14 protein-coding genes are annotated in these 16,990 nt (G+C 64.4%); 4 read left to right on the top strand and 10 right to left on the bottom strand.

Features of this window, described 5'->3' with window-relative positions; all coding sequences use genetic code 11:
* Nucleotide 1: 1 nt before the first annotated feature.
* From HAP48_RS30830 to HAP48_RS30790, 9 genes are all read right to left on the bottom strand, one after another.
* Entirely contained in the window at nt 2–3,268 is a 3,267-nt protein-coding gene (locus tag HAP48_RS30830; RefSeq protein WP_166203688.1) for a transglutaminase family protein, read from the bottom strand.
* Between the two features lie 142 nt (nt 3,269–3,410).
* Nucleotides 3,411–3,914: a GDSL-type esterase/lipase family protein gene (locus HAP48_RS30825; RefSeq protein ID WP_166203687.1), complete on the bottom strand. Its 504-nt coding sequence runs from the start codon at nt 3,912–3,914 to the stop codon at nt 3,411–3,413.
* A gap of 13 nt (nt 3,915–3,927) precedes the next feature.
* Nucleotides 3,928–5,451, bottom strand: a complete 1,524-nt coding sequence (locus tag HAP48_RS30820) for a UxaA family hydrolase (protein ID WP_166203686.1) — start codon at nt 5,449–5,451, stop codon at nt 3,928–3,930.
* A gap of 180 nt (nt 5,452–5,631) precedes the next feature.
* Nucleotides 5,632–6,408 carry an HpcH/HpaI aldolase family protein gene (locus HAP48_RS30815; RefSeq protein WP_166203685.1) on the bottom strand — a complete coding sequence of 259 codons (777 nt, stop codon included), beginning with the start codon at nt 6,406–6,408 and terminating at the stop codon, nt 5,632–5,634.
* Between the two features lie 48 nt (nt 6,409–6,456).
* Nucleotides 6,457–7,542, bottom strand: a complete 1,086-nt coding sequence (locus tag HAP48_RS30810; protein ID WP_166203684.1) for a malate/lactate/ureidoglycolate dehydrogenase — start codon at nt 7,540–7,542, stop codon at nt 6,457–6,459.
* A 31-nt stretch (nt 7,543–7,573) separates the two neighbouring features.
* Nucleotides 7,574–8,302 (bottom strand): ABC transporter ATP-binding protein, encoded by a 729-nt coding sequence (locus HAP48_RS30805; protein WP_166203683.1) that lies wholly within the window; start codon nt 8,300–8,302, stop codon nt 7,574–7,576.
* The gene (locus tag HAP48_RS30800; protein ID WP_166203682.1) at nt 8,302–10,074 is read right to left on the bottom strand and encodes a branched-chain amino acid ABC transporter ATP-binding protein/permease; all 1,773 of its coding nucleotides are present in this window, start codon (nt 10,072–10,074) and stop codon (nt 8,302–8,304) included. Before HAP48_RS30800 ends, HAP48_RS30805 begins: the two co-directional genes overlap by 1 nt.
* Nucleotides 10,071–10,943, bottom strand: a complete 873-nt coding sequence (locus HAP48_RS30795; protein WP_166203681.1) for a branched-chain amino acid ABC transporter permease — start codon at nt 10,941–10,943, stop codon at nt 10,071–10,073. Before HAP48_RS30795 ends, HAP48_RS30800 begins: the two co-directional genes overlap by 4 nt.
* 83 nt (nt 10,944–11,026) lie before the next feature.
* Nucleotides 11,027–12,172, bottom strand: coding sequence for an ABC transporter substrate-binding protein (locus tag HAP48_RS30790; RefSeq protein ID WP_166203680.1), 1,146 nt, complete (start codon nt 12,170–12,172; stop codon nt 11,027–11,029).
* Nucleotides 12,173–12,304: 132 nt separating this feature from the next.
* Between HAP48_RS30790 and HAP48_RS30785 the strand changes: the two genes are divergently transcribed.
* Nucleotides 12,305–13,456 carry a GntR family transcriptional regulator gene (locus HAP48_RS30785; protein ID WP_224496684.1) on the top strand — a complete coding sequence of 384 codons (1,152 nt, stop codon included), beginning with the start codon at nt 12,305–12,307 and terminating at the stop codon, nt 13,454–13,456.
* A gap of 35 nt (nt 13,457–13,491) precedes the next feature.
* Here the strand turns inward: HAP48_RS30785 and hpaR are convergent, their stop codons facing one another.
* Nucleotides 13,492–14,025: a homoprotocatechuate degradation operon regulator HpaR gene (gene hpaR, locus HAP48_RS30780; RefSeq protein ID WP_166203679.1), complete on the bottom strand. Its 534-nt coding sequence runs from the start codon at nt 14,023–14,025 to the stop codon at nt 13,492–13,494.
* 111 nt (nt 14,026–14,136) lie between these two features.
* Between hpaR and hpaH the strand changes: the two genes are divergently transcribed.
* The 3 genes from hpaH to hpaE are packed head-to-tail and all read left to right on the top strand — an operon-like array spanning nt 14,137 to nt 16,900.
* A complete protein-coding gene (gene hpaH, locus HAP48_RS30775) occupies nt 14,137–14,943 on the top strand; it encodes a 2-oxo-hept-4-ene-1,7-dioate hydratase (protein ID WP_166203678.1) in 807 nt (268 codons plus the stop codon).
* Between the two features lie 21 nt (nt 14,944–14,964).
* Nucleotides 14,965–15,363, top strand: coding sequence for a 5-carboxymethyl-2-hydroxymuconate Delta-isomerase (locus HAP48_RS30770; RefSeq protein WP_166203677.1), 399 nt, complete (start codon nt 14,965–14,967; stop codon nt 15,361–15,363).
* A complete protein-coding gene (hpaE, locus tag HAP48_RS30765) occupies nt 15,356–16,900 on the top strand; it encodes a 5-carboxymethyl-2-hydroxymuconate semialdehyde dehydrogenase (protein ID WP_166203676.1) in 1,545 nt (514 codons plus the stop codon). Before HAP48_RS30770 ends, hpaE begins: the two co-directional genes overlap by 8 nt.
* Nucleotides 16,901–16,990 lie beyond the last annotated feature (90 nt).

Here is a 16,990-nt window from a genome sequence, read left to right as displayed (position 1 = left end):
ATTAGTGCAGGAGCAGCGACCGCAAGTCGAGGGTCAAGGGAAACTCAATTGTGCGTTCCTCCGGCGGTGTCTCGATCCTGCCGGGGGTGTGGCCATGATCCTGGAAGCGCGCCAGCCGCCGCGCCTCGGCCTCGTAGGAATTGACCGGCTTGGTCTCGTAGTTGCGGCCGCCAGGATGGGCGACGTGATAGACGCAGCCGCCGAGCGAGCGGCCGTTCCAGGTATCGATCAGATCAAACGTCAGCGGCGCGTGCACCGGAATGGTCGGATGCAACCCGGAGGCCGGCTGCCAGGCCTTGAAGCGGACGCCGGCGACCGCCTCGCCGGCGCGGCCGGTCTCGGTCATCGGCATCCGCCTGCCGTTGCAGGTGATGACGTGGCGACCCTCGACGAATCCGGTCGCCTTCACCTGCAGACGCTCGACGGAGGAATCGACGTAGCGCACGGTGCCGCCCGCAGTGCCCTCCTCGCCGAGCACGTGCCAGGGCTCGAGCGCCTGCCGCAACTCCAGGCCGACGCCGCCGTGATGGACGCGACCGAAGACGGGGAAACGGAATTCGAGCTGGGCCTGATACCATTCCGGTTCGACGTCGTAGCCGGACTGCTTGAGCTCGGCGAGCACGCCGAGGAAATCCTCCCAGAGAAAATGCGGCAGCATGAAGCGGTCATGCAGCGCGGTGCCCCAGCGCACGAATTTGCCCTGCTGCGGCTCGCGCCACAGCTTGGCGATCAGCGCGCGGATCAATAGCTGCTGGGCCAGCGACATCCGCGGATCGGGCGGCATTTCGAGCGCGCGGAATTCGACCAGGCCGAGCCGGCCGGTCGGACCGTCGGGCGAGTAGAGCTTGTCGATGCAGATTTCCGCGCGATGGGTATTGCCGGTGATATCGACGAGGATGTGCCGGAACAGCCGGTCGACCAGCCACAGCGGCGCGTCCATGCCCGCGGGCGGCACGTGCGACAGCGCGATCTCGAGCTCATAGAGCCCATCATGCCGCGCCTCGTCGATGCGCGGCGCCTGGCTGGTCGGGCCGATGAACATGCCGGAGAACAAATAGGACAGCGACGGATGCCGCTGCCAGTACAGCACGAGGCTCTTCAGCAGATCCGGCCGGCGCAGGAACGGCGAGTCCTCAGGCTTGCTGCCGCCGACCACGATGTGGTTGCCGCCGCCGGTGCCGGTGTGGCGGCCGTCGATCAGGAAACGGTTGGCCCCGAGCCGCGTCTTCGCGGAGTCTTCGTAAAGGCCGAGGGTGATATCGACGGCATCGCGCCAGCTTTGCGCCGGCTGCACGTTGATCTCGATCACGCCGGGGTCCGGCGTCACCTTGATCACCTCGACGCGCGGATCGAATGGCGGCGCGTAGCCTTCGACGTGGACTTGCAGTTGCAGTTCCTCGGCGGCGGCTTCGATCGCCGAGATCAGCTCGAGATAATCGTCGACCTTCTCGACCGGCGGCATGAAGGCGCACAGCACGCCGTCGCGCACTTCGATCGACATCGCGGTGCGCACCGGCAGCGGCTCTTCAATGTCCTTGAGCGCCTGCTTCAGCTCCGGATCGATCTCCCCCAGTGTATCGCGTGGTGCCATCGGGTCCTGCTCGACGACATAGGGAAAATCGTCGGGCGGGACGTGTTCGAGCGAGCCGATCGGAAGCCGCAAGCCGAGCGGGGAATCGCCCGGAAACAGGAACAGGTGGCTGCGCCGGATCTTCCAGCGCTCGCTGCGCCAGCGCGCCGGTACGCGATCGCCGAGCGGAGACCAGCGCTGGATCGGCAGCGCAAAGCCCTTCGGTGAAGTCAGCCCCTCGTCAAACACCCGCGCGATCCGTGCGCGCTCTTCCGGATCGGCCAATTTGGAGTTGGCCGGGCTGACATTGTCCGGCAGGCCTGCCTCGCGCTCGAGCCAGAACGCAGTGTCCTCAAAGGCCGGCATGACGTAGTCCGCCTTCAGGCCAAGCCGCGCGGCGATGCAGATTGCGAAGCGCTCCGCATCTGCGATCTCAGCCTTGCGCGGATTTTCGACTGAAGCGATCAGGTCGGCATTGTTCCAGATCGGCTTGCCGTCCTTGCGCCAGTAGAGGCCGAACGCCCAACGCGGCAGGCTCTCGCCGGGATACCATTTGCCCTGGCCGTAATGCAGCAGGCCGCCCGGCGCGAACCGGGTGCGCAGCTTGCGGATCAACTCGTCGGCAAGCGTACGCTTGGTCGGACCGACCGCGGCGACATTCCACTCCGGCGCTTCCGGATCGTCGACCGAAACAAAAGTCGGCTCGCCGCCCATCGTCAGCCGCACATCGTCCTTCGTCAGGTCGGCATCGACCTGCTCGCCGACCCGGTCGAGCCGCGCCCAGGACTCATCCGAAAACGGCCTTGTGATCCGTGGCGCCTCGCGGATCCGCTTGACGGTCATCTCGAAGCCGAACTCGGTATTGGCAATACCCGCGGTGCCTGTCACCGGCGCGGCCGAGCGGTAATGCGGCGTGGCACAGACCGGAATATGTCCCTCGCCGGTCAGCATGCCGGAGGTGACGTCGAAGCCGATCCAGCCCGCGCCCGGCAGATAGACCTCGGCCCAGGCATGGAGATCGGTGAAATCGCTCTCGACCTCGCGTGGCCCCTCGATCGGATCGATGTCCGGCCGGATCTGGATGAGATAGCCGGAGACGAAACGCGCGGCGAGCCCGAGATGGCGCAGCGCCTGGATGAAGAGCCATGCCGAATCGCGGCAGGAGCCGGAGCCAGCGGCAAGCGTCTCCTCCGGCGTCTGGATGCCGGCCTCCATCCGGATCACGTAGCTGATTTTCTTCTGCAACTGCGCGTTCAGCTCAACCAGGAAATTGACCGTGCTGTCGGCGTTGCGCGGAATGTCCTTCAGGTAAGCGGCGAGCAACGGCCCGGGCTCGTCCGTTTCCAGATAGGGCGCGAGCTCGATCTTGAGATCGCCGGGATATTCGAACGGAAAGGCGTTGGCGTAGGGCTCGACAAAGAAGTCGAACGGATTGACCACGGTCATCTGGGCGGTGAAGTCGACCTCGACCTTGAGCTCGGTCGTCTTGTCCGGGAAGACGTAGCGCGCCAACCAGTTGCCCTGCGGGTCTTGCTGCCAGTTCACGAAGTGATTGGCGGGCGTGACCTTGAGCGAGTAGCTCAGGATCGGCGTGCGGGTATGCGGCGCGGGCCGGAGCCGAATGGTCTGGGGCCCGAGATCGATCGGCCGGTCGTATTTGTAGTGCGTGACGTGATGCAGTGCGACGAAGATCGACACGGACCGAGGACTCCAGCAGCTTTTTTGAGCAGAACACTGCTGCCGGTCGACATCAAGCACTAACAACGGGCAGCGATTGCCCAGGAAATATCCGCGCGTGGTCCCGATGTCAGCGATTGGCGCGGCTGCCGACCCTCACCGGCTAGCGGCCGATCGCCCCAGACACCTGCGAAGCGAGCGACTGGGCGAGCATATGATAGCCCTCGGGGGTCAAATGCTGGCCGTCGGGCTGATGGGGGAGTCCGCCCAACATCCCGTTAGGCAGCATGATCACCGCGATGCCACGGGCACTGAGGCGACTTTGAATATCGGCTGTCCGGTCAGGGCTGCCCTTGCGCCGATCATTGCCGCCCGGCTGCAAGATAACTGCACGGGTTCCGTTCGGGACAGCCCGGTCCAGGCGTTGCAGCATCCCTTCCGTGGTGTCGCCATTGATGCCGGCGTTCACGACATGGACGTTCAATCCCTTTGCCCGCAAGATCGCTTCGAGCTGCGCGGGATAGGCCTGGTTGCGCGCCACGCCCTTGCCGTAGGTATTGCTCGCGCCAAGCGCGACAATGTTTGCTGCGTCAGCCGAACCGACGCCAAGACTGAAGGCGGCCAGAAATGCGAGGCATCCAATCGTTCCGAACCGACGCCCGCGCATGCTTCCTCCGCTCCTACATCGTCGCGCCGAGTACCCAGGGCGCGAACTCGGCGCCGCCGAAATCAAAACTCTCGCTCTTGGTCGGCTGGCCCGAAGCGGTCTTGAGGATGAGGTCGAAGATGCGCTGGCCGCATTCCTGCACGCTCTCCTCGCCGTCGAGGATGGTGCCGCAATTGACGTCCATGTCGTCTTGCATCCGCTTGTACATCGGCGTGTTGGTCGCAAGCTTGATCGACGGCGCGGGCTTGCAGCCGAACACGCTGCCGCGGCCGGTGGTGAAGCAGACGAGATTGGCGCCGCCGGCGACCTGCCCGGTCGCGGCGACCGGGTCGTAACCGGGCGTGTCCATGAACACAAAACCCTTCTTGGTGACGGGCTCGGCATAGTGCAGGACGTCGACGAGGTTGGTGCTGCCGGCCTTCGCCATCGCACCGAGCGACTTCTCCAGAATGGTGGTGAGGCCGCCGGCCTTGTTGCCGGGGCTCGGATTGGCATTCATCTCGGCGCCCTCGCGCTGGGTGTATTCCTCCCACCAGCGCATCAAGCCGACCAGCTTCTCGCCAACCTCGCGGCTGACGGCGCGGCGGGTCAGCAGATGCTCGGCGCCATAGGTCTCGGGTGTTTCCGAGAGGATCACGGTGCCGCCGTGACGCACGAGCAGGTCGCTCGCCGCGCCGAGCGCCGGATTGGCCGACACACCGGAGTAACCATCCGAGCCGCCGCATTGCAGCGCCACGGTGAGCTCGCTCGCCGGCACGGCCTCGCGCTTGACCTTGTTGGCATCGGTGAGCGCCTCCTTCACGAAGGCAACGCCGGCTTCCACGGTCTTCCGGGTGCCGCCGACCTCCTGGATGTCCATCGCGCGCAGCCGGCCGGCGAGCTTCTGCTCGGCCATCAACCCGCCGATCTGGTTCACCTCGCAGCCGAGACCGAGCACGATGACGTTGGAGAAATTGACATGCCGGGCATAGCCGCCGAGCGTGCGGCGGAGCAGCGCCAAGGGCTCGTCCTGGGTCATGCCGCAGCCGGTCTTGTGGGTCAGCGCGACGACGCCATCGACATTCGGATAGTCGGCGAGCGGGTTATCGCCGGTGAACGGATTTTTCTTGAACATGTCGGCGACAATGCCGGCAACATGCGCACTGCAATTCACCGAGGTGAGGATGCCGATATAGTTGCGGGTGGCGACGCGGCCGTCGGCGCGGCGGATGCCCTCGAACGTCGCCGGCAGATCGAAGTTCGGCACCGGCTTGACGTCGACGCCATAGGCATAGTCCTTGGCGAAATCGCCCATGCCGCAATTCTGTGTATGCACGTGCTGGCCGGGCGCGATCGGCTGGGTTGCAAAGCCGATGATCTGGCCGTAGCGCCTGATCGGCTCACCTGTCGCGATCGGCTTGATCGCGACCTTGTGGCCGGCCGGAATGCGGTCGACCGTGGTGACGCCGTCAGCCACCTCAAGCCCCGGCGGCAGGCTCGCGCGTGCGATCAGGACGCTGTCGTCGGCGTGCAGACGGATCACTTGTGCCGAGGCCATGGCAGTTCTCCTTCGGAGTTCTTCACCTCTCCCCGTCCTTTACGGGGAGAGGTCGGATCGCGTCAGCGATCCGGGTGAGGGGCAAGGCACAATGTCAATTCCAACGATGGTGCTCGCCGGATGGAGGCCCCTCATCCCAACCCTCTTCCCGCAAGAGCGGGGCCGAGGGAGAAGTGACAATCAGGCCTTGCCGCCGGACTTCTCGCGGGTCGCGTTGACCTGCATCTTGGCGTAAGTCTGCATCAACCCGACTTCGTTCGACAGCGTCACGAGCTTGAAGCCCATGTTGATCGCGCGCACCGCGCCGTCAGCGCCCGAGCAGTGGATGCCGGGGTTGAGGCCGCGCTTGCCGCACTCCTTGATGATCTTCTCGTAGATCTTGAGGATCTCGGGCTCGTCGCGGTCGAGCTTCGGCACCAGACCATAGGAGAAGCCGAGATCGGACGGACCGATGTAGACGCCGTCGATGCCTTCGACATCGAGGATCGCTTCCATGTTCTCGACCGCGGTCTTGGTCTCCATCATCGGCAGCAGCACGATCTCGTCATTCGCCGTCTGCTGATAGGTGCCGGCCGAGCCATACATGCCGGCGCGGATCGGCCCGTTGGAACGCACGCCCTTCGGCGGATATTTTGCGTAGGAGACAAGGTTCTTGGCTTCCTGCGGCGTGTTGACCATCGGACAGATCACGCCATAGGCGCCGCCGTCCAGCACCTTGCCGATGATGCCCGGCTCATTCCAGGGCACGCGGACCATCGGCGTCACCGGATGGGCATGCATCGACTGGAAGCACTGCACCATTGACTGGTAATCCTGCACGCCATGCTGCATGTCGACGGTGACGCTGTCGAAGCCGCACTGCGCGATCACTTCGGCGGAAAACCCGGAGGGGATCGCGAGCCACGCGTTCACCACCGCCTTACCCGATGCCCAGACCTGCTTGACCTTGTTTGCCATTGATCACGTTTCCTTTTGTGTTTCTTCAGGTTTCTTGGAGGGCGGACCTCAGCTGGTCGCCCGCTGGATCGAGACTTCGCTGACGCCGACTTCGCGCGCGGTGTTCACTATCGCCGCCCAGGTGTCGTCAGGCAAGGGGATGCCGTTTTTGGTGCGGTCGGCGCGGGTTTTCCGCTCGGGATCGCCCGGAACCAGCACGGACTCTGTGCCTGCGATCGGCTTGGTGGCGCGGATGAAATCGGTGTAGCGGGTGATCTCGCCATCGAAGAAGTTGCTGGTGTCGATCACCTTAGGATCGATGTAGAACGCCATCATGCCGTTGGCGAAGCGCCGGTCCGACGACGTCGCGCCGGTGCCGGTCAGCGCGCCACCGAGCAGCTCGCAGATGAAGGCAAGGCCCGAGCCCTTGTGATCGCCGAAGGCACGGATCGCGCCGGTTCCCTTGGTGTGGTCGCGCGGCCCGTCCGGCGTGTATGGGCCATACAGCACGTGCGGATCTTCGCTCAGCGTACCGTCGGCATCGACGAGCGCGCCATGCGGCAGCTTCTTGCCGCCGCGGCTTGCCACCAGCACCTTGCCTTCCGCGACAACCGAGGTGGCGAAATCGAGCACGATCGGATCCTGGCCCTGGCGCGGAATGCCGACGCAATACGGCGCGGTCGACAGCCGCTTCTCGACGCCACCGTAAGGCGCGACCAGCAGCGAGCCGGCCGCGGTCACGAAATGGATCGAGACGAGACCTTCGGCGGCGGCCATTTCAGCCCAGTCGCCGACGCGGCCGAGATGGCCGGAGTTGCGCAGCGCGACCGCGGCAAGGCCTGCCTTCTTGCATTTCTCGATGCCGAGCTTAACGGCAATCGGCGTGACGGTCTGGCCATAGCCGAACCTGCCGTCGACCACCGCAAGCGAGGCTGTGTCGACCACGACCTCGGGGGTCTGGTTCGGCACGATCGAGCCCATCTTCTTCCACCTGACATAGACCGGCACGCGGATCACGCCATGGCTGTCATGGCCGGTGAGGTTTGCCGTCGTCAGGTAGGTCGCGATGCGCTTCGCCTCGTCCGGAGCGGACTCCGAATGCGAAAACACCTCGGAGACGAAGTTGATGAGGTTATCGACCTTGATGGTGACCATGAAAGACTAGCTCGCTCGATACAGCAGTTTGTTAAGCGTGGGTTTTGGCGTGGCCGCCGAGATAGGCCGCGGCGATGGCTTCGTTGCCCCACAATTCGTCGGGCTTGCCGCCCAGCACGATCCGCCCGGTCTCGAGGACAAAACCGTGATCGGCGACTGAAAGTCCCATGCGCGCATTTTGCTCGACGAGCAAGACCGTGGTGTCCTTCCTGATCTGCGAAATGATGCGGAACACCGCCTGCACGATGACAGGCGCCAGCCCAAGCGACGGCTCGTCGAGCAGCAACAGCCGCGGCTTCGCCATCAGGCCGCGCGCGACCGCGACCATCTGCAGTTGGCCGCCGGACAGCGTCCAGCCGAGCGCGTTGGAGAAGGCACGGATGTCCGGGAACAGGTCGAACATCGCGTCGGCCTCGCGCGAAATCTGCGACGCCGATACCTTCCGGTTCGACGCGCCGAGCATGATGTTCTCTTTCACGGTGAGGCCCGGAAACACGCGGCGGCCTTCCGGCACATGCGAGATGCCGAGCCGCACGATCGCTTCAGGCCCGAGGCCGGCGATCGAGTGACCGTCGAACATGACGTCGCCGGAGGCTGGCTTGGCGAGGCCTGAGATCGCACGCAGCGTGGTCGACTTGCCGGCGCCGTTGGCGCCCAGCAGCGTGACCACTTGCCCCTGCTCCACGGCAACGGTGACGCCGCGCAGCGCCTCGATCTCGCCGTAGCGGACCACGAGATTGCGGATTTCGAGCAGCGGCATCATTCGCTCCCGAGATAGGCGGAGACGACGTCGGGATGGCGCAGCACCGCCATGGACTCGCCGTCCGCGATGCGGCGTCCGAAATTCAGCACGGTGATGTGCTGGGCAGCTTCCGAGACCAGCGTCATGTCGTGATCGATGATCAGGATGGTGAGGCCTTGCGCTGCGATCCGCTTGAGCAGCTCGTGCAATTCGAGCTTCTCGGTCGAGTTGAGGCCGGCGGCCGGCTCGTCGAGCAGCAGCAGCGTCGGGTTCGACGCCAGCGCCCGTGCGATCTCGATCAGGCGCTGATGGCCGTAGGAGAAGCTCGAGATCAGCTCGTTGGCGCGATTGCCGAGGCCGACGAAGGTCAAGGCTTCCATCGCGCGCTCGGTCAGCGCGTCCTCGCCCTTCCCGATCATGGTGTTGCCGGGACGCTCGGCGCCGATCTCGACATTCTCCAGTGCCGTCATCGAGCGGAACAGGCGGATGTTCTGGAAGGTGCGTCCGAGCCCCGCCGCCGTGCGCTGATGCGGCGCCATATTGGTGATGTCGGTGCCGTCAAGCACGATCTTGCCCGCGGTCGCCTTGTAGAGGCCGGACAACACGTTCAGCGTCGTGGTCTTGCCGGAGCCGTTGGGCCCGATCAGCGCATGCACGCCGCCGCGCTTCACCGCGATATCGACGCCGTCGACCGCCTTGAGGCCGCCGAAATGCTTCGAAAGCCCGGTCACCTCGAGCACGATGTCGCCACCCGTGGTCGCGGGCTTGAGCTGCAAGGCAGCAGCAGCCGCCGGCGCCTTGGTGTGCGCGCGCCAGCGCGTGAAGGCATCCGCGACAAAACCCCAGATGCCGTCAGGCATGAAGCGGATGATCAGGATCACGAACAGGCCATAGATCGCGAGATAAAGACCCGGCACGCTCTTGAGGAAGCGCAGCCATTCCGGAATCAGGATCAACAGCCCGGTGCCGATCACCGAGCCGATCGGCGAGGCCACGCCGCCGAGCAGCGACATGGTCAGGAACACGATCGATTCCGCGAACGAGAACTGGTCCGGGCTGACATAGGCGAAGCCGCCGGCGAACAGGCCACCGGCGAGGCCGCCCAGCGCCGCGCAAACTGCAAAAGCATAGACCTTGGTGCGGAACACGTCGATGCCGTTGACGCCGGCCGCCAGCTCATTGTCACGCACCGCACGCATGGCGCGGCCGAGCTTGGTGTCCGGCAGGTGCCATACGAGGTAGCCGACTATCGCGAGCATCGCGACACAGAAGGCGAGATAGCTCTGCGAGGTCTGGAACAACGCGGGACGACCGATGTTCGGGACGCCGTCCGGCCCGTGCGTCAACCAGATGGCGTTAATCATCACCAGCGTCACGATCTGCTGGAACGAGATCGTGACCATGGCCAGATAGTGCCCGCCGAGCCGCAATGTCGAGGCGCCGAGGAATGCGCCAGCAAGCAGTGCAATCGCGCAGCCGGCGACAAGACAGAGCCAGAAGCTCAGGTGCAAATCGGTGGTTCCGATGCCGACAGCGTAGGCACCGAAGCCGAAGAACGCGGCCTGCGCCAGATTGATCTGGCCGCACAGGCCGAGCACGACCGAGAGCCCGAACACCGCGATCGAGAACGTCGTCGCCTGCATCAGGATGTTGTGAACGTAGCCGTCGAACTGCATCCTGGCGGCAAGCGTCACCACGATGGCGGCGCCGATGAAATACGGCAGATGGCGGATGACCAGCGGCTTCGAGCGCACAGCGGGCGCCGGGATCATGTTGTCGGTGGCGCTCATGCTTTCTCCGCGACGCGTTCGCCGAAGATGCCCTGCGGCCGGAAAATCAGGAAGGCGATCAGTACCAAAAAGGCAAAACCGTCCTTGTACGGCACCGAGATGTAGGCCGCGCCGAACGTCTCGATCACGCCGAGCGCAAGACCGCCGATGATGGCGCCGGTGACGTCGCCGAAGCCGCCGATGATGGTGGCGGCAAACGCCTTCAGCGCGATGGTCGAGCCCATCTGGATCGAGACGAACAGCACGGGTGCGACCAGGATGCCGGCGAGACCGCCGAGCACCGCCGAATAGATGAAGGTGATCATGATCATGGTGGAGACGGAAATGCCGAGCAGCGAGGCCATCTCCTTGTCCTGCGAGGTCGCCTGCAGCTTCTTGCCGAGCAGCGTCTTCTCGAAGAACCAGTAGTTGAAGATCACAAGGCCGATCGTCACCGCGATGATCAACAGATACTGGCTGTCGAGATAGACCGGGCCGAGCTGGATGCCGGGCGTATCGAACCAGCCCTGCAGCACCTGTGGCTGCGGGCCGTAGATCGCGAGCACGGAGTTGGCGAGCAGGATCGAGGCGCCGATGGTGGCGATGATCACAGGCAGATAGGTGCGGTGGCGCAGCGGATAGTAGACACCGAGATTGAAGATGACGCCGAGCAGCGCCATGCCGGCGAGCGCGATCACGAAGGACAGCCAGTAAGGCAGGCCGAGCTCGACGCACACCACCATCAGATAGGCGGCGACCATCGAGAATTCGCCTTGCGCGAAGTTCACCACATTGGTGGCGCGGAAGATCAGCACGAAGCCGAGCGCGACCAGCGCGTAGACCGCGCCGATGCCGATGCCCGTGAACAGGAGTTGAAGGATCAGATCCATGACAAGCGTTCTGTTGAAGGGAAGGATTCAACGGGCGACAGCACTGGCCTCCCCGGCGCCAGCCGGAGAGGCCTCTGCCGGTATCAGTCGTTGAACTCGATATGCTTGTCGAAGAGGATGCTGCCCTTTTCGTTCTTCACGATGTTGTAGCCGTGAAGTCCGTCGCCGTTCTGGTCGAAATTGTATTCGCCCTCGGCACCCGGGAATTTCTTGATCGACAGGATCGCCTCGCGGATCTTCTCGGGTTCGGTCGAACCGGCCTTGTTGATGCCCGCGGCCAGCACGGTAATCGCATCGAAGGTCCAGGAGCTCTGGTTGTCGGGTGCGACCTTGACCGCGTCGCGGTAGAGCTTGCCGAACGCCTTCGAGGCCTCGCTGGAGTCTTCCGCATAGTCCGCGACACCGAAGGTGTTGTAGAGCGCCGGACCGGCGAGCTTCAGCGCGGTGATGTTGACGATCGAGGGCGAGCCGACCCACGGAATGTTGACGCCGAGCTGGCGCAGCTGGCGGGCGAAGATGCCGAGATCGTTCTCGAAGGTGAAGTAGGAGCCGAGGATGTCGGCGCCGGACTGCTTGATCGCGAGCACGACGGGCGTGAAGTCCTGACTCTGGTTGGCGTAGCCCTGGTCGAGCACCGGCGGCGCGCCGGCCTTGGTCAGCGCTTCGGTTAGCGCCTTACCGCCGGCGGTGCCGAAGGCGTCGGTCGAGTGCAGCACGGCCCATTTCTTCTTGCCGAGCGTGCTGACGCCGTATTCGGCGATGACGCGGCCGGAATAGCTGTCATTGGGGCGGAAACGGAACAGCCACTTGTTGCCCATATGGGTGAGGTTCGGATCGGTGCCGCCGATCATCACGGGCTTGCCGAGCTTGAGCACATCGGGCGCCATCGCGTGCACCTGGGTCGAACGGATCGAGCCGAGGAAGCCGACGATGTCGGATTGCGCGGCGAGCTTCGAGAACGCCAGCACGATGCCTGGATTGGTGGTCTGATCGTCCTCGACGATCAATTCGCCCTGCTTGCCGAGAATGCCGCCGGCCTTGTTGACGGCCTCCAGCGCCAGCTTGGCGCCCTTGACGGCGTAACCGCCGGACTCGGCGGCGGGGCCGGTAACGGGCGCGCACATCCCGATCTTGATGGTTGCACCTTGCGCCCTCGCGCTGCCAATCAGCGCGGGAGCAGCGAGACCTGCCGCCAAACCGGCGGAAAACTCACGTCTCGTCAGTTTCATTCAATCCTCCCTGTAAAACGCCGAACTTGCTTGTCGGCTGCATTGAGACGAGTTGGACGCGTGTACTTATTGCCTGTTCACGGCAATCACCGCGCGCCGAACAAACGTTAGCGCCGCTGCAGCGCACCCGACGTGCAACGGCGATTATCAGTCCGATCGTATCCAGCAACTAACCATGATTGTACATTGCACGCAATGGTCAAAAATTCAGCACAGGCGGTGCGTAAATGCCTGTCGCTTGCGACCGCAGCGGAATCACGTGTTAGTGTGGCGGCCGAGCACCCATCCATGTCGATGCCAAGAGCCAAATCGCAGACCAGACGGAAACAGCCGGCGTATGCGCTAATCAAAGCCGCATTGGCCAAGCGCATCCGGACCGGTGACGTTCCGCCCGGCGCCGTCCTGTCGGAATCGGCGATTGCGATCATGTTCGGCTCGAGCCGCTCTCCGGTGCGGCAGGCCTTCGAGCAGCTGGAGCTGATCGGCCTGGTGCGCCGGTTCGACGGCCGCGGCGTCATCGCCGGCAAGCGTCAGGTCGAACCGCGGCGCGTGCCGATCACGCCGGAAATGCTGGGGCTGACCGACGGGCCGTTCGAGGCGGTGCGCAGCGACGCCTGGGACACGCTTTACTACAAGCTCGAACGCGAAGTGATTTACCGGTCGCTGTTCGGACGCTTCCGCGTCAGCGAGCTCGCACTGGCGCGGCATTTCCGGGTCGGGCGCACCGTTGCCCGCAATTTGCTGCTGCGAGCGCAGGCGATCGGAATCCTGGAGAAAGGCGCCAAGTCCCACTGGTACGTGGTGCCGTTGGATGAGGATCGCGTTCGCGACATCTTCGAGATGCGCGCGACGCTGGAGCCGCTGCTGTTGAAATCCGCTGCCGCGAAGATACCGGCGGCGCTGCTCGACCGCATGGCCGAGCGGCTGCGCAAGGGGATCCAATACCGCGACCGCGTCGGTGTCGGGGAGCTCGACGAGATCGAGGGTGACCTCCATATCCAGTGCCTGAGTTACGGCGTCAATCGCGAGATGCTCGAAGCCCTCAAGCGCACCCACTGCGCTTTCGTGATCGGCAAGCACATTCAGGTCGCCCTGACCGCGCCGCAGATCGATTCCTTCATGGACGAGCATCTGGTGATCATCGAAGCCTTGCGCGCGCGCGACGGCGACGCCGCGGCCGCGACCTTGCGCCGGCATATCGAGTGGTCCCATTCGAAGGTTGCGGGCTGGATCGCCGAATTCCGCGCCATCAACGTGATTTCGCGCGTTCCCTACATGGCCTGACCGGCACTGCTGCGCGCCATCGCGCAAATTCCCGGCTACTCGTCAGCCTCGACCTCGGCGTCATCCGTGGAGCTCATTCCGGCAAGGCTTGCTTCCAGCGCGCCCAGCATCTCCTGCAATTCCGCGAGCTTGCGCGCGCCGTAGCGCCTGGTGATGGCGGCGTAGATCACCTCCGAGGTCGGCGCCACCGCCTCGATCAGCTTCAACCCCTTGGCGGAGATCGAAACCACCGCACGTCGCGCGTCGTTCTCCGCCGCCTTGCGCTCGATCAACTGGCGGGCCTCGAGATCGCGCAGGATGCGCGACAGGCTCGGGCCGAGCAGAAACGCCGTGCGGGCGAGCTCGGTGACCTCGATCTCGTCGACCGCGGTGAGCGCCCGCAGGATCCGCCACTGCTGCTCGGTCAGCCCGTGATTGCGCAGCGACGGGCGGAATTGCCGCATCACCGCTTCGCGTGCCCGCAGCAGCGACATCGGCAGCGAGCGCGAAAACTCGCGCATCGGCGTCCGACGCGGCGATCCTTCATCACCTTGCCCTGACCGCGTGTCGTTCGAATTTTTGCGCGCCATTAATCAATCCGCCACAACAAACTTTTGCGGTGCAGCATGCCCCGATTCAGTTTGCAGAAATTCACTTAACATGTTAATCCTCTCCCCAACACCCACTTTTGTGTATCACGCATGGCCCTCTCCAAGGACGATATCCGCGCTGCCGCCGAGCGGCTCGACACTGCGGAAAAGACCCGCAAGCAAATCCGCCAGCTGTCGCTGGAATACCCCCGTATCACCCTCGAAGAGGCCTACGCGATTCAGAAGGTCTGGGTCGAGATGAAGGTGGCGCAGGGCCGCGTCGTCAAGGGCCACAAGATCGGCCTGACCTCGAAGGCGATGCAGAGTGCGCTCAATATCGACGAGCCCGATTCCGGCGTCCTGCTCGACGACATGTTCTTTGCCGATGGCGGCTTGGTGCCAACCGACCGCTTCATCGCAACCCGCGTCGAGGCCGAGCTCGCCTTCGTGATGAAGCATCGTCTGGCTGGACCGGACTGCACGCTGTTCGACGTGCTCAACGCCACCGACTTCGTGGTGCCGGCACTGGAAATCCTGGATACGAGGGTCGAGCGCGTCGACCCCGAGACCAAGGCGACGCGAAAAATCTTCGACACCATCGCCGACAATGCCGCCAACGCCGGCATCGTGCTCGGCGGCCGGCCGATCCGTCCGCTGGAAGCCGATCTGCGCTGGATCGGCGCGCTCTGCTTCCGCAACGGCCAGCTCGAGGAAACCGGACTCGCCGCCGGCGTGTTGAATCATCCGGCGACCGCGGTGGCGTGGCTCGCCAACAAGATCGCCCCGAACGGGCTGGCGCTGGAGGCCGGACAAATCGTGCTGGCGGGCTCCTTCATCCGCCCGATCGAGACCCGCAAGGGTGACACCATTCAGGCCGATTACGGACCGTACGGTTCCGTGAGCTGCTACTTCGCCTGACGCACTCAGCAGGAGCACTGCATGCCGCATTTCACGCTGGAATATTCCGCCAATCTCGACGGCCTCGTCGACATCGGCGCAACCGTCGAACTGGTCCGCAAGGCCGCGGTCGAGACCGGCATCTTCCCGCTCGGCGGCATCCGCGTCCGCGCCATCCGATGCGAGCATTACGCGATCGCCGACGGGCGCGCGAATTACGGCTTCCTCGACATGGTGTTGCGGCTTGGCGAGGGCCGCGATCTCGCCACCCGCAAGAAGGCCGGCGAGCACATCTTCAAGGCGCTGTCGGCGCATCTTGATCCGGTATTTGCAAAAAGCAAATTTGCTTTGTCGTTCGACATGCAGATCAACGACAAGGAAACCAGCTGGAAACGCAACAACATCCACGAGGCACTGAAGGTGGAGACGGTCAATGGATAAAGCCACTCCGAAATCATCGGCCGACGTGTTCCAGGCCAATCGCGATCGCGCCGGTCCCCTGCTCGCCAAGTTGAAGGCCGACGGCATCGGCAATTTGATCGACGGCAAGGTCGTCCCGGCGGCCTCCGGCCAGACATTCGAGACGAAATCGCCGATCGACGGCACCGTGCTGGCGACCGTCGCGCGCGGCAACGCCGAGGATATCGACCGTGCGGCAACCGCTGCTTCCAAGGCGTTCAAGGCCTGGCGCGACATGCCGGCGACGCAGCGCCGCAAGCTCTTGCATCGTGTCGCCGACGCGATCGAGGAGCGCGCCGACGACATCGCGGTGCTCGAATGCATCGACACCGGCCAGGCGCACCGCTTCATGGCCAAGGCCGCGATCCGCGCCGCGGAGAATTTCCGCTTCTTCGCCGACAAATGCACTGAGGCGCGCGACGGCCTCAACACGCCCTCGGATGAGCACTGGAACATCTCGACCCGCGTGCCGATCGGCCCGGTCGGCGTGATCACGCCGTGGAACACGCCGTTCATGCTCTCGACCTGGAAGATCGCGCCGGCGCTCGCCGCCGGCTGCACCGTGGTGCACAAGCCGGCGGAATGGTCGCCGGTGACGGCCGATCTGTTGGTGAAGCTGGCCAAGCAGGCCGGCCTCCCCGACGGCGTGCTCAACACCGTGCACGGTTTCGGCGAAGAGGCCGGCAAGGCGCTGACCGAACATCCCGCCATCAAGGCGATCGGCTTCGTCGGCGAGAGCACGACGGGCTCGGCGATCATGGCGCAGGGCGCGCCTACCTTGAAGCGCGTGCATTTCGAGCTCGGCGGCAAGAACCCGGTGATCGTGTTCGACGACGCCGATCTCGACCGCGCGCTCGATGCTGTCGTGTTCATGATCTACTCGCTCAATGGCGAGCGCTGCACGTCGTCGAGCCGGCTCCTCGTCCAGCACAGCATCGCCGACAAGTTCATCGAGAAGCTGACCGCGCGCGTCAAGGCGCTCAAGGTCGGTCATCCCCTCGATCCCGCCACCGAGATCGGGCCGCTGATCCATGAGCGGCACCTGGCCAAGGTGTGCAGCTATTTCGACGTCGCAAGGAAGGACGGCGCCACCATCGCGGTCGGCGGCAAGCCGCATGACGGGCCCGGCGGCGGCCACTATGTGCAGCCGACGCTGGTGACCGGCGCCAACGCGACCATGCGCGTCGCGCAGGAAGAGGTGTTCGGCCCGTTCCTGACCGTGATCCCGTTCAAGGACGAGGCTGACGCCATCGAGATCGCCAACGGCGTGCAATACGGCCTGACCGGCTATGTCTGGACCGGCGACATGGGCCGCGCGTTGCGCGTGGCGGATGCGCTGGAAGCCGGCATGATCTGGCTCAACTCGGAAAACGTCCGCCATCTGCCGACCCCGTTCGGCGGCATGAAAGCGTCGGGCATCGGCCGCGACGGCGGCGACTACTCGTTCGACTTCTACATGGAAACCAAGCACGTCTCGCTCGCGCGCGGGACGCACAAGATTCAGAAACTGGGAATGTAACCAGCCGTCGTTCCGGGGCGATGCGCAGCATCGAACCACAGATGCGCAATTGCGCATCAGGGAACCTCGAGATTCAGGGTTCACGCTTCG

Origin of the sequence: Bradyrhizobium septentrionale, from assembly GCF_011516645.4 — a bacterium.
GTDB lineage: Bacteria > Pseudomonadota > Alphaproteobacteria > Rhizobiales > Xanthobacteraceae > Bradyrhizobium > Bradyrhizobium septentrionale.
Note: the sequence above shows the minus strand (reverse complement) of the source record. Positions and strands in the feature narration are given on the sequence as shown.

Bases quoted from the DNA above. Each gene is read 5' to 3' on its own strand.
- HAP48_RS30820 (WP_166203686.1), bottom strand. From the start codon at position 5,451: ATGGCCTCGGCACAAGTGATCCGTCTGCACGCCGACGACAGCGTCCTG.
- hpaE (WP_166203676.1), top strand. From the start codon at position 15,356: ATGGATAAAGCCACTCCGAAATCATCGGCCGACGTGTTCCAGGCCAAT.
- HAP48_RS30800 (WP_166203682.1), bottom strand. From the start codon at position 10,074: ATGAGCGCCACCGACAACATGATCCCGGCGCCCGCTGTGCGCTCGAAG.
- HAP48_RS30825 (WP_166203687.1), bottom strand. From the start codon at position 3,914: ATGCGCGGGCGTCGGTTCGGAACGATTGGATGCCTCGCATTTCTGGCC.
- HAP48_RS30770 (WP_166203677.1), top strand. From the start codon at position 14,965: ATGCCGCATTTCACGCTGGAATATTCCGCCAATCTCGACGGCCTCGTC.
- HAP48_RS30805 (WP_166203683.1), bottom strand. From the start codon at position 8,302: ATGCCGCTGCTCGAAATCCGCAATCTCGTGGTCCGCTACGGCGAGATC.
- HAP48_RS30810 (WP_166203684.1), bottom strand. From the start codon at position 7,542: ATGGTCACCATCAAGGTCGATAACCTCATCAACTTCGTCTCCGAGGTG.
- hpaH (WP_166203678.1), top strand. From the start codon at position 14,137: ATGGCCCTCTCCAAGGACGATATCCGCGCTGCCGCCGAGCGGCTCGAC.
- hpaR (WP_166203679.1), bottom strand. From the start codon at position 14,025: ATGGCGCGCAAAAATTCGAACGACACGCGGTCAGGGCAAGGTGATGAA.
- HAP48_RS30795 (WP_166203681.1), bottom strand. From the start codon at position 10,943: ATGGATCTGATCCTTCAACTCCTGTTCACGGGCATCGGCATCGGCGCG.
- HAP48_RS30790 (WP_166203680.1), bottom strand. From the start codon at position 12,172: ATGAAACTGACGAGACGTGAGTTTTCCGCCGGTTTGGCGGCAGGTCTC.
- HAP48_RS30815 (WP_166203685.1), bottom strand. From the start codon at position 6,408: ATGGCAAACAAGGTCAAGCAGGTCTGGGCATCGGGTAAGGCGGTGGTG.